Source organism: Pseudomonas sp. GW460-12-10-14-TSB1 (genome assembly GCF_017349775.1).
Taxonomy (GTDB): Bacteria; Pseudomonadota; Gammaproteobacteria; order Pseudomonadales; family Pseudomonadaceae; genus Aquipseudomonas; species Aquipseudomonas piscium.
Window position 1 is genome coordinate 1 of record NZ_JACNAC010000005.1, and the last position, 12,080, is coordinate 12,080.

Sequence of the window (12,080 nt, forward strand, 5' to 3'; positions counted from 1 at the left end):
GTTCGATCAATACCGAACCGGTGCGGATGTTGCTGCGCAGCTCCAGATCGTTACCCACGGCAATGATCTGCTTGAACATGTCGCGCATGTTGCCGGCAATGGTCACTTCCTGGACGGCGAACTGGATTTCGCCATTTTCGACCCAGAAACCGGCCGCGCCCCGGGAGTAATCGCCGGTGACCATGTTCAAGCCGTGGCCCATCAGTTCGGTGACCAGCAAGCCCCGGCCCATGCGGCGCAGCAAGGCCGCCTGGTCTTCCTCGCCATGGGTCACGAACAGGTTGTGCACGCCACCGGCGTTGGCGGTGCTGGGCAGGCCGAGCTTACGCCCGGAATAAGTCCCCAGCACGTAGGACACCAGCTCGCCGTTCTCGACGAAAGGCTTGGCGTAGGTGGCCAGGCCATCGCCATCGAAGGCCGAACTGCCCAGCGCGCGCATCAAGTGCGGACGCTCATCAATGGTCAGCCACTCGGGGAACAGCCGCTGCCCCAGCGCGCCCTCGAGGAAGGACGACTTGCGGTACAGGTTGCCGCCGGAAATCGCCCCGAGGAAGCTGCCGAACAATCCGCCAGCCAGTTCTGCGGAAAACAGCACCGGCACTTCGCAGGTCGGTACCGGACGCGCGCCCAGGCGGCTCGCGGCACGTTGCGCGGCGCGCTGGCCGATGGTCACCGGGTCCGTCAGCAGATGGCCCTGGCGATTGACGTCGTACCAGTAGTCACGCTGCATCTGGCCGTCGGCCTCGGCGATCATCACGCAGCTCAAGCTGTGACGAGTCGAAGCATAACCGCCGATAAAACCGTGGCTGTTGCCGTACACACGGCAGCCTTGATGGGTACTCAGGGTGGTGCCGTCGGCGTTCTTGATCCGGCTGTCGGCGGCAAAGGCCGCGGCTTCACAGGCCAGCGCCCGTTCGATGGCTTGCTCCGGGGTAATGTCCCAAGCGTGAAACAGGTCGAAGTCCGGCACGTCCCGGGCCATCAGGGCGGCATCGGCCAGCCCCGAGCTTTCGTCTTCCGAGGTGTGCTTGGCGATGGCCAGGGCCGCAGCGACGGTTTCGCGAATCGCTTCGGGACCACTGGCCGAGGTGCTGGCCGAGCCCTTGCGCTGGCCGACGTACAGCGTGATACCAAAACCCTGGTCGCGATTGAATTCGACGGTTTCCACTTCCCGCTGGCGAACTGAAGTCGACAGGCCCTGCTCCAGAGAAACCGCCACTTCGCAGGCACTGGCGCCCTGGCGCTTGGCCTCGGCGATGATCTGCTCGACTTGTTCCTGCAGTGCCGGCAAAGCCTGCGGGCCGACGCTTTGTGCTGCACTCATGGTTTTCTCCACTCAAATTCTGCTTTCGGTTAAGGCCTTCGAGCGACCGGGCCGGACAAGCGGCCCCCGACTGGTTATCATGGCGGCGTTTCTTTGCGGACTGCCACCATGGTTGATTCTTACGACGACTCCCTCGATGGGGAGAAAAGCAAATCCCAGGTCAAACGCGAGCTGCATGCTCTGGTTGACCTCGGCGAGCGCCTTACAACACTCAAGCCCGACTTGCTGAACAAACTGCCGTTGACCGACGCTCTGCGCCGGGCCCTGGCGGATGCGCCCAAGCATGTCGCCCATATCGCGCGTAAACGCCACCTGCAATTCATCGGCAAGCTGATGCGCGATCAAGACACCAGCGCGATCCTGGTGCTGCTGGACCAACTCGACGCCTCGACTCGCCAGTACAACGAACGCTTCCATGGCCTGGAGCGCTGGCGCGATCGCTTGATCGCGGGCGATGACGCGGTCCTGGAGAAGTTCGTTACCGACTATCCGGCAGCGGATCGTCAGCAGCTGCGCTCCCTGATTCGTCAGGCCCAGCATGAGGTGGCCCATAACAAGCCGCCTGCCTCCAGCCGTAAAATCTTCAAATACATTCGCGAGCTGGACGAGACTCAACGCGGTCTGCGCTGAGCCTCGATTCGGGTGGGTTGCCCTGCAACTCACCCGCCGCTTCACGCCTCAAGCGCCCGTGCCACCCACGGTGATCGCATCAATCTTCAAGGTTGGCTGGCCGACACCCACCGGCACCGACTGCCCATCCTTGCCACAGGTCCCCACGCCGCTGTCCAGCGCCAGGTCGTTACCGACCATCGACACTCGACTCATGGCTTCCGGCCCGTTGCCGATCAGGGTCGCGCCTTTGACCGGCGCGGTGATCTTGCCGTCTTCGATCAGATACGCCTCGCTGGTGGAGAACACGAACTTGCCACTGGTGATGTCCACCTGACCGCCACCCAGGTTGGCGCAGTAGATGCCTTTTTTCACCGAGGCGATGATTTCCGCCGGATCGCTTTCGCCACCCAGCATGTAGGTATTGGTCATGCGCGGCATCGGCAGGTGCGCATAAGACTCGCGACGACCGTTGCCAGTGCGGGCCACACCCATCAGGCGGGCATTGAGCTTGTCCTGCATGTAGCCTTTGAGCACACCGTTCTCGATCAGGGTGGTGCATTCGGTCGGGGTGCCTTCATCGTCGATGCTCAGCGAGCCGCGTCGCCCGGCCAAGGTGCCATCGTCAACGATGGTGCAGAGTTTCGAGGCCACCATCTCGCCCATGCGGCCGCTGTAGGCCGAACTGCCCTTGCGGTTGAAATCGCCTTCCAGGCCATGGCCTACCGCTTCGTGCAACAGCACGCCGGACCAGCCGGAACCTAGTACCACCGGCAGAGTGCCAGCTGGCGCAGGGATGGCTTCCAGGTTGACCAGGGCCTGACGCAAAGCCTCACGGGCATAACCCATGGCGCGGTCTTCACTGAGGAAATAACGGTAATCGGTACGCCCGCCGCCGCCATGACCGCCACGCTCGCGGCGGCCGTTCTGCTCGACGATCACGCTGACGTTGAAGCGCACCAAAGGCCGCACATCCGCCGCCAGGCCACCGTCGGTGGAAGCGACGAGGATGCGTTCCCAGACCCCGGCCATGCTGACGCTGACCTGCTGGATACGTGGGTCGAGGGCACGGGTCGCGGCGTCGACACGCTTGAGCAGCTCGACCTTTTCCGCACGGCTGATGACTTCCAGGGGGTTGTCCGGCGCATACAGCTGGGCCACGTCCTGGGTGGTAAAGGCCTGCACGGTGCCGTTCTGCCCGGCACGGGAAATCGAGCGCGCGGCCCGGGCAGCCAGGCCGAGCGCTTCAAGGGTGATGGCATTGCTGTAGGCAAAACCGGTTTTCTCACCCGACTGCGCCCGCACGCCAACGCCCTGGTCCAGATTGAAGCTGCCTTCCTTGACGATGCCGTCTTCCAGCGACCAGGACTCGGAAATCTGCCCCTGGAAATACAGGTCGGCGGCATCGATACCCGGGCCGGCCAGGTCGCCGAGCACGCCTTGCAGGCTTTCCAGGGTCACGCCGCCGGGCGCCAGAAGGTGTTCACTGACTGAAGATAACAACCCGCTCATATGCTTTACGCCTTAAATTCGTCGTTCTTAAGCAAGTCGCTGCGCGCCTTGCGAGAAAAAGCGCCGGTGACTGGCCACCGGCATGCGCGCCCGGATGGACGCCTGTTCGCTGCTGTCGCGCTCGGCCAGCAGCACGGCCTCGCCTTGATCCTGTTGCGCCAGCACCCGTCCCCAGGGGTCGACGATGGCCGCATGGCCGAAGGTCTCCCGGGGTCCCGGATGAATGCCGCCTTGCGCCGCCGCCAGCAGGTAGCACTGGGTCTCGATGGCCCGGGCACGGATCAATACGTCCCAATGCGCCGCGCCGGTCACCGCGGTGAATGCCGAAGGAGCGCTGATCAGCTCCGCCCCGGCGGCTCGCAATTCGCTGTACAACTCGGGGAAACGCAGGTCGTAGCACACAGTCAGGCCAACCCGGCCCACCGGCGTATCCGCGACCACCACCTGCTCTCCATGAGCATAGTCATCCGACTCCCGGTAACGGCCACGATTGTCGGCCACGTCCACGTCGAACAGATGCAGCTTGTCGTAACGCGCCACTTGCTCGCCGTGCTCGTCGATCAGCAGCGAGCAGGCACGGGCCTTGGCCTCAGGCTGGTCCACCGGAGGCAGCGGCAAGGTGCCGGCCACTATCCATAACTTGAGGTCGCGTGCGGCCTGTTTCAACCAGGGCAGGATCGGGCCTTCGCCCCGGGCCTCGGCACGACCGATGGCCGCCGCGTCGCGGCGGCCCATGGCGGCGAAATTCTCCGGCAGTACGGCCAGCCGCGCACCGCCGGCAGCAGCCTGTTCCAGCAGGTTTCGCGCCTGCTGCAAATTGGCCAGCACGTCGCTCTGGCTGACCATTTGAATCACCGCAAGAGACATGGCGCACTCCAGGTTGGATATGTGGCCATGCTACTCCATAGACCCGGGCCAGGGTTTTTCAAAAAGGCTTGTCGAAGGTGATTTTCGGGTCTTTCCAGGGTCCCTTGACGCTGTACTGGACGCTGGCGAAGCGCGACACCCGGTCGCCGATCAGCTTGTCGATCAGAAACAGCGCCCCGCCGACCGCCGGCGCACCAACGATCAACGCAGCGATCGGTAGGTTGTTGGTCACCGGCAGCGTCACCAACAGCTTCGAATCCACCTGGTCGGCCACCAGGTCCAGGGTGCCATTGAGTTCCAGGTTGCTCGACGGCCCGGTCAGGGTGATGGGTTCGCGGGTTACGTAGACACCGTTGCTGGCCACCAGCAAACCCTTGACCCGGTCGTAGCTCAGGCCCTTGCCGAACAGGTCGGAGAAGTCCAGGCGCAGGCGCCGGCCGATGGAGTTGAAGTTCAGCAAACCGAATACCCGCAGGGCCTGCGCCCCGCCTTCGACTTCCACGAACTGGCCCTTGCGCAGGGTCGCATCCAGGCTGCCGGAGAACCGCTTGGGCCCGACCCAAGCCGGCGAGCCAGGCCAACGCCCGTCCACATCCAGGTGGAACTCTTCGCTGGTCACGGTCGGCGCAAAGCCCCAGCCCTTGAGCACGTCCGCCAGGTTCTTGCCGCCCAGGCGGCCCTTGTACCAGCTGGTGGCCGCGCCGGGTTCGCCTTCCCAACCGCCGGCGCCCTGCAGGACCATGCCCTTGAGACCCAGGTCGAGGCTGTTGAAGGCCATGCCCTTGGCGGTCGGACGCACTTTCAGCGACCAGGCGCCGATCAGGTCGTTGCCCTGGTACAGCTGATTGATCGAGAGATCCAGCGCCGGGACTTTTTTCGGGTCGACCGAGGCCAGCGGGTCCGGCGCGTTCTCGTCGGCCTGCACCGTCGGATCGGCGGCCGGCAGGCGCACGTACTGCAGATTGATCGCCATCGGCGCGGCCTTGGCATCGGGAATCGCCACGTTGCCCTTGGCCTGCAGGCTATCGAGTTGCAGGGCCCAGGAGGACGGCTTGCGCGTCAACTGCACACGGGCCTCGTCCAGGGTAGTGCCGAAACCGCTGAGCTTGCCGACCCTGAAGTCGGCGCCGCTGAGCAGCTGCTTGGCGCTGCCGCCCGCGTCTTGCCCGGCATAACGATCGACCAGCGTCTTCCATGGTTCCACATCCAGTTCCGACAGCACACCGCGCACCCGCAGACCCTTGGCCCCCGGCAGCACGGCGTCGCCCTCGCCGAGGAACAACTCGCCACGGCCATCGGCAAAATTGCCGCTCGGCGCGGCGAAGGTAAAGTTGGCCAGATCGCCGTAATCGAACCAGTAACGCCGCTCGGCGCCCTGCAAGGTCATGCGGAATACGCTGTCACGCCCCTGGCTCGCCGCCATGCCGAAAGGCGCGGGCAAGTCGACGGCAACCCCCTTGAGGCTGGAGCTGACCATCAGTTGGCTGTCCGCACCGTCGAGGTTGAGCTGCAACTGGTAGGGAATATCGCCGGAAACCGGCAACGGCTGGTTGTATTTCAGCCACTCCGTGAGCTTATTGACCGACACCTGGCCCTTGGCGACAACCCGGGTATCGAGCTTGCCGGGACGACCGTCGGCAAAGATCTGCGCGGTCACCGGGCGCTCGAAGGCCTGGGCGCTGATGCCCTGGCCGCTCAGGCCCTTGCTGCTGTCGAAGCGGAAATCGCCCTTGAGCTGGCTCAACTCCAGTTCCGGCTCGCTCAACTTGAGTCGTGCCTTGCTGGTCTTGAAGTCCACCAGCACCTTCGGTTCTTCGCCCTTGACCAGCGGGATATCCAGCTTCAGTTTGCCCTGCAGGTCGCCATCGCCCTGCCAGCCGGCAAAGGTCGGGCCCGTGCCGATCGGCGCTTCCTGAAGGATCTTCAAGCCATCGCCCAGGCCACCGGCGAACTCGCCGTCGATAAACATGTGGGTGCTTTGCCCCGCGGGCACATGGGGAATATTGACGTAGACATCCTTCACCTGGGTGTCGAGCAACTGACCCTGGCTGGCCAGGATGCGCACGCCGCTGTCCTCGATGAATACATCGCCGCTGACCTTGCCGATATGCGGCCAGCCCGGCTGGAAGGCCAGCTCGGCATCGTGCACCTTGAAGAACAGGCTGATGCTGCGCGCGGTGTCGGCCGCGCCATGGTTCAGCGAACCCTGGTACTGGAAGAAACCTTCATCCACCGCGCCCTTGAGGATTGCCGTGCGCAGCCATTCGTCCAGCGCCGGGCTGAGCACCTCGGGCAGGTACTTGGCGGTATAACGACCGTCGCCATCGACCAGACCGACCCGCAGGTCCATGTAGTCTTCCTGGGTGTGATCGAAATGCAGGCGGATCAGGAAGTCGCCAGCGATCTTGCCCTCCTCGCCCAGGACCTTGAGGTACGGCGCAATCAGGGTGAAGCCCTGCTGATCGAGCTTCCAGGTCAGCCGGGCATTGGCCTGGAGGTACTGCCAGGGCTTGGCGAAGATCGGGTCCAGGTGCAAGGCAAAGTCCTTGCTGTCCATGCGCAACTCGCCCTGCCCCAGGTCGCCGCTGATGCTGCCGCTGACGTTACGGGCCGCCGGCGCGCCGCGATAGGCGTTGAACCCGACCTGCTCCAGGTTGGCGGCAAAACTCAGGCGCTGATCGCCGCTGACCTGCGGCCGGAAGTCGAGCAGGATATTACGCAGCGCGCCCGTGACCTTGAGGTTGTCGATGATCGCCGCGACCTTTTCCGGCACCGGCGCCCAGGCGTCCAGGACCGACGTGATCGGCGTCAGGTCGAGGCGGTCGGCCTGCAAGTGCCAGAGTTCTTCAGCGCTGTTGACGGTCCCGGTTTGTTGCAGCTGCAGGCGCGACTCCCAGCGCGTCTCGCCGAGGTTCATGGCCAGTGAATCGAAGATAACGTTGAAGCTCTGCCCGTCGCGCTGGAAGTAGGCGTTGAGCGCCAGGTTCTTCACGGTAATCGGCTTGCGCTCGTCATAGGCCCCGCTGATCTGCGGCGCATTCAGGCGCGCCACCATGCTGCGCAACAGGCCATCGCCCCAGCTGATCCAGAACTCGCCACCGGCCTTGAGCTCGGAGAACTTCCACTGTTGGGTCACCCGCGGCGGCAGCCATTTCGCCCAGTCGCTTTGCGGCAGGCTCAGGTAGGCGTCGACCAGCCCTTCGCGCCAGGCGCTGGCGCGGATTCGAGTGCGCAAGCTGACAGCCAGAGGCTGACCGTCCGGCAGGGTCAGGCGCGCATCCAGGCGTTGACGGCTGGGGCCGACACGCAGATTGAGGCCAACGTAGGTCAAGGCGATCGCGGGATGATCGAGCGGTTGCAACGTCACCTGGCTATCGAGCACCGACAGCTCACTGACCATCTGCATGCGGTTGAGCAACTGCTCGGGGTCGAGGGGCTGGTTATCCTGCACCGGCAGGCCTTCGAGCGCCCAACGCCCATCCGGGCCTTCCTTCAGGCTCAGGTTGAGGCCGCTGAATTCAAGATGCTTGACCCGCAGCTGGCGCGCCAGGGCGCTGCCGGGCAGATCGGGTGCCACCCGCACCTGATCCAGGCGCAAGGCATTGGCGCCCTCGCCGACGGTCACGTCGTGGGCCAACAGGATGGGCGAGAAACCGCTCCAGCTGCCTTCCAGCCGGCCGATCTGCACCGGCATGCCCAAGGCTTCCTGAGCCTTGGCCTGGACCTCGGCCCGATATTCAGCCACCAGCGGGGTCAGTTCCCGACCCAGGCTGACGTACAAGGCCGTCAGCACCAGCAGCAACGCACAAAGCCCCAGCCCCCAGCGGGTCAGAGCAGCGAGAAAGCGCATCAGACGCTCCATGTCAGTTGGCCCCCGTGGCAAGAGTCATGCACGAACCAAGGCCAGCTGTATCCGGTAAATGTAAGGTACGCGGACTCAGAGCAGCACCACGTCGTATTGTTCCTGGGAATACATGGTTTCGACCTGAAAACGGATGGTCCGGCCGATAAAGGCCTCCAGTTCCGCGACGTTGCCCGACTCTTCGTCGAGCAGCCGGTCGACGACTTTCTGGTTCGCCAGGACCCGATAACCTTCGGCCTGATAGGCCCGCGCCTCGCGCAGGATTTCCCGGAAGATTTCGTAGCAAATGGTTTCCGGAGTCTTCAGCTTGCCCCTGCCCTGGCAGCTGCTGCAGGGTTCGCACAGCACCTGCTCCAGGCTCTCCCGGGTACGCTTGCGGGTCATCTGCACCAGGCCCAGCTCGGTAATACCAATGATGTTGGTCTTGGCATGATCGCGCTCCAGCTGTTTTTCCAAGGTGCGCAGCACCTGGCGCTGGTGCTCTTCATCTTCCATGTCGATGAAGTCGATGATGATGATCCCACCCAGGTTGCGCAGGCGCAGCTGGCGGGCAATGGCGGTCGCCGCCTCGAGATTGGTCTTGAAGATGGTTTCTTCGAGGTTGCGGTGACCGACGAAAGCTCCGGTGTTGACGTCGATGGTGCTCATGGCTTCCGCCGGATCGACCACCAGGTAACCGCCGGACTTGAGCGGCACCTTGCGTTCCAGGGCTTTCTGGATTTCGTCTTCGACGCCATACAGGTCGAAGATCGGCCGCTCGCCCGGATAGTGCTCCAGGCGATCGGCGATTTCCGGCATCAGTTCGGCGACGAACTGCGTGGTTTTCTGGAAGGTTTCCCGGGAGTCGATACGGATCTTCTCGATCTTCGGGCTGACCAGATCCCGCAACGTACGCAGGGCCAGGCCCAGGTCTTCGTAAATGACACTGGGGGCGCCGATGGTCTTGATCTGCGCGCCGATCTGGTCCCACAGGCGACGCAGGTAACGGATGTCCATCATGATTTCGTCGGCGCCCGCGCCCTCGGCAGCGGTACGCAGGATAAAACCGCCGGCTTCCTTGATACCTTCCTGGGCCACGCAATCGCTGACCACCTGTTTCAGGCGCTCGCGCTCGGCTTCGTCCTCGATCTTCAGCGAGATGCCGACATGGGCGGTGCGCGGCATGTACACCAGGTAACGCGAAGGGATCGACAGCTGGGTGGTCAGGCGCGCGCCCTTGGAGCCGATCGGGTCCTTGGTCACCTGCACCACCAGGCTCTGCCCTTCATGGACCAAGGCGCCGATGCTTTCCACCGCGGGGCCTTCGCGCAGGGAGATTTCCGATGCATGAATGAACGCCGCACGATCCAGGCCGATATCGACGAACGCCGCCTGCATGCCCGGCAGAACCCGGACCACCTTGCCTTTATAGATATTGCCGACAATGCCGCGACGCTGGGTACGCTCGACATGGACTTCTTGCAGCACACCGTTTTCGACCACCGCCACGCGCGACTCCATCGGCGTGATGTTGATCAGAATCTCTTCACTCATGGCAGGGTCTCGTTCAGGCATATTCACTATGGTTGGCCGCATCAGTCAGGTACGGCGCTTAGCGCACTGCAAGGTTTTGCCAACAGGGTATGCCGAAATGGCCAAGTAGTTCTGCGGTTTCGCATACCGGCAAGCCGACGACAGCGGAATAACTGCCATTGAGCCCTGCCACGAATACCGCCGCAAGCCCCTGGATGCCATAGCCGCCAGCCTTGTCGCAAGGTTCGCCGCTGGCCCAGTAGCGGGCTGCCTCGTCATCGCCGATCGCCCGGAAGCGCACCAGGCTGCGTACCACCCGCGACTCGCAGCGCTGGCCATCGAGCACGGCAATGGCGGTCAGTACTTCATGTTCGCGATCCGACAGGGCCATGAGCATCGACTGCGCATCGGCCTGGTCCAGGGGTTTGCCAAGAATTCGCCCATCCAGGACCACCGCGGTGTCGGCGCCCAGGACACAGGCCGCAGACTGGCCAGCGGCAATCAGCGCATGCCCGGCCGCCGCCTTGTCGCGCGCCAGGCGCTCGACATAGGCCGCGGGGCTTTCATCGGGGAGAGGAGTTTCGTCGATATCCGCGCTGAGGGCGGTAAAAGGCACGCCGATCTGCGTGAGCAGTTCCCGTCGACGCGGCGAGCCTGAAGCGAGGTAAAGCGATTTCATCAAGACATCTCCCTGTCGAGGTACGGGCAAATGCCTGACCGAATCAGTTGATTTTGAAACGTCGGCGCAACCCGCGCAAACCGAAGCTGACCCAAGGCCAGAGCAAGGCACTGACCAAAGCCGGCAGAACCAGCGCCAGGGTCGGTTGCCGGTTGCCGGTCAAGGCGCTGAGCCACAGCTGGACCAGTTGCGCCAGGCCGAAGATCACCAGGATCACCAGGCTTTGCTGCCACATCGGGAACATGCGCAAGCGCTGCTGCAGCGACAGCACCAGGAAGGTGATCAGGGTCAGGATCAGCGCGTTCTGCCCCAGCAAGGTGCCGTACAGCACATCCTCGGCCAGCCCCAGGCACCAGGCCGTGACCATGCCGACCTTATGCGGCAGGGCCAGGGCCCAGAACGCCAGCAGCAAGGCCAGCCAGAGCGGGCGCAGGATTTCCATGAATTGCGGCAAGGGCGACACGCTGAGCAGCATGCCGATGGCGAAGGTCAGCCAGACCATCCAGCCGTTTCGGGACATTATTCTCTTCCTCCCGTGGAGGCCGGGGCCGCTGCAGGCGGCTTGGGCGCGGCGGGTCTGGTGGCGGCAGGCTTGACCGGAGCCGGATGGGCCACGGGTTTGACCGGCGTGGCGGCTGGCGTCGCGGGGGCTGCTGCCGGTGCGGCAGGAGCGGTCGCGGTGGCCGGCGTCGCGGGCACGACAGGCTTGGGCACGGTCGCCGGGACTACCGGCGTGGCGGTGCCGCCCTGCTGGTCCTGCGCTTCCTGAGCCTGGGCGGCGTCGTTGGCACGTTCTTCGGCGGTGCGGTTATCGCTGAACACCAGCAACAGGTAACGGCTGCGATTCAAGGCCGCCGTCGGCACGGCGCGAACTATGGCAAATGGCTGGCCGGAGTCATGAATCACTTCCTTGACCGTCGCCACCGGGTAACCCGCCGGGAAACGCTGACCCAGGCCGGAACTGACCAGCAGGTCGCCTTCCTTGATGTCCGCGGTGTCGGCCACATGACGCAGTTCAAGGCGCTCCGGGTTGCCGGTACCGCTGGCAATCGCCCGCAGACCGTTGCGGTTTACCTGGACTGGAATGCTGTGGGTGGTGTCGGTGAGCAGCAGCACGCGAGAGGTGTAAGGCATCAGCTCGACCACCTGCCCCATCAGGCCACGGGCGTCGAGCACCGGTTGCCCGAGCACCACGCCGTCACGCTCACCCTTGTTGATGATGATGCGATGGGTGAAGGGGTTGGGGTCCATGCCGATCAGCTCGGCCACTTCGACCTTCTCGTTGACCAGCGCGGAAGAGTTGAGCAACTCGCGCAGGCGAACGTTCTGCTCGGTCAAGGCGGCGAGCTTTTGCATGCGGCCCTGGAGCAACAGGTTTTCGGTCTTGAGTTTTTCGTTTTCGGCGACCAGCTCGGTGCGGCTGCCAAACTGACTGGCCACACCCTGCCATAGCCGTTGCGGCAGGTCGGTGATCCAGTAGGACTGCATCAGCACCAGCGACATTTGGCTACGCACTGGCTTGAGCAGTGTGAAGCGGGCATCGACCACCATCAGCGCGACCGATAGCACGACCAGCACCAACAGGCGTACGCCCAATGAGGGGCCTTTGGCGAAAAGCGGTTTAATAAGCCGCTCCTCCCAGGCAAATGTTCTCTTTATTCATACGGCTTCAAACCGGCCTGGAGCAGAATGACAGAAGATAAACGCCAACAGGC

General features: G+C 63.8%; 9 protein-coding genes. 1 reads left to right on the forward strand and 8 read right to left on the reverse strand.

Annotation, left to right across the window (positions count from 1 at the left end; translation table 11 throughout):
* On the reverse strand, positions 1–1,324 hold a 1,324-nt coding region (pmbA, locus tag J4D52_RS04825; RefSeq protein ID WP_207272116.1), incomplete at its 3' end, for a metalloprotease PmbA.
* Between the two features lie 108 nt (positions 1,325–1,432).
* Between pmbA and yjgA the strand changes: the two genes are divergently transcribed.
* Entirely contained in the window at positions 1,433–1,954 is a 522-nt protein-coding gene (gene yjgA, locus J4D52_RS04830; RefSeq protein ID WP_063428370.1) for a ribosome biogenesis factor YjgA, read from the forward strand.
* A 48-nt stretch (positions 1,955–2,002) separates the two neighbouring features.
* On the opposite strand, the gene tldD is transcribed toward yjgA, so the two are convergent.
* The 7 genes from tldD to mreC form a co-directional block, all read right to left on the reverse strand.
* Positions 2,003–3,445, reverse strand: a complete 1,443-nt coding sequence (tldD, locus tag J4D52_RS04835) for a metalloprotease TldD (protein ID WP_007929903.1) — start codon at positions 3,443–3,445, stop codon at positions 2,003–2,005.
* 27 nt (positions 3,446–3,472) lie between these two features.
* The gene (locus J4D52_RS04840) at positions 3,473–4,312 is read right to left on the reverse strand and encodes a carbon-nitrogen hydrolase family protein (RefSeq protein WP_025806418.1); all 840 of its coding nucleotides are present in this window, start codon (positions 4,310–4,312) and stop codon (positions 3,473–3,475) included.
* Positions 4,313–4,370: 58 nt separating this feature from the next.
* Positions 4,371–8,174 (reverse strand): YhdP family protein, encoded by a 3,804-nt coding sequence (locus tag J4D52_RS04845; protein WP_063428368.1) that lies wholly within the window; start codon positions 8,172–8,174, stop codon positions 4,371–4,373.
* A gap of 75 nt (positions 8,175–8,249) precedes the next feature.
* The gene (gene rng, locus J4D52_RS04850) at positions 8,250–9,707 is read right to left on the reverse strand and encodes a ribonuclease G (protein ID WP_007929907.1); all 1,458 of its coding nucleotides are present in this window, start codon (positions 9,705–9,707) and stop codon (positions 8,250–8,252) included.
* 58 nt (positions 9,708–9,765) lie between these two features.
* Positions 9,766–10,365, reverse strand: a complete 600-nt coding sequence (locus J4D52_RS04855) for a nucleoside triphosphate pyrophosphatase (protein ID WP_025806416.1) — start codon at positions 10,363–10,365, stop codon at positions 9,766–9,768.
* Between the two features lie 43 nt (positions 10,366–10,408).
* Positions 10,409–10,885 carry a rod shape-determining protein MreD gene (gene mreD / locus J4D52_RS04860; protein ID WP_009042183.1) on the reverse strand — a complete coding sequence of 159 codons (477 nt, stop codon included), beginning with the start codon at positions 10,883–10,885 and terminating at the stop codon, positions 10,409–10,411.
* Complete coding sequence (gene mreC / locus J4D52_RS04865; protein WP_081251592.1) at positions 10,885–11,991, reverse strand: rod shape-determining protein MreC; 1,107 nt, start codon at positions 11,989–11,991, stop codon at positions 10,885–10,887. The genes mreD and mreC overlap by 1 nt, the downstream gene beginning before the upstream one ends.
* Positions 11,992–12,080: the final 89 nt, after the last annotated feature.

Bases quoted from the DNA above. Each gene is read 5' to 3' on its own strand.
- yjgA (WP_063428370.1), top strand. From the start codon at position 1,433: ATGGTTGATTCTTACGACGACTCCCTCGATGGGGAGAAAAGCAAATCC.
- tldD (WP_007929903.1), bottom strand. From the start codon at position 3,445: ATGAGCGGGTTGTTATCTTCAGTCAGTGAACACCTTCTGGCGCCCGGC.
- J4D52_RS04840 (WP_025806418.1), bottom strand. From the start codon at position 4,312: ATGTCTCTTGCGGTGATTCAAATGGTCAGCCAGAGCGACGTGCTGGCC.
- J4D52_RS04845 (WP_063428368.1), bottom strand. From the start codon at position 8,174: ATGGAGCGTCTGATGCGCTTTCTCGCTGCTCTGACCCGCTGGGGGCTG.
- rng (WP_007929907.1), bottom strand. From the start codon at position 9,707: ATGAGTGAAGAGATTCTGATCAACATCACGCCGATGGAGTCGCGCGTG.
- J4D52_RS04855 (WP_025806416.1), bottom strand. From the start codon at position 10,365: ATGAAATCGCTTTACCTCGCTTCAGGCTCGCCGCGTCGACGGGAACTG.
- mreD (WP_009042183.1), bottom strand. From the start codon at position 10,885: ATGTCCCGAAACGGCTGGATGGTCTGGCTGACCTTCGCCATCGGCATG.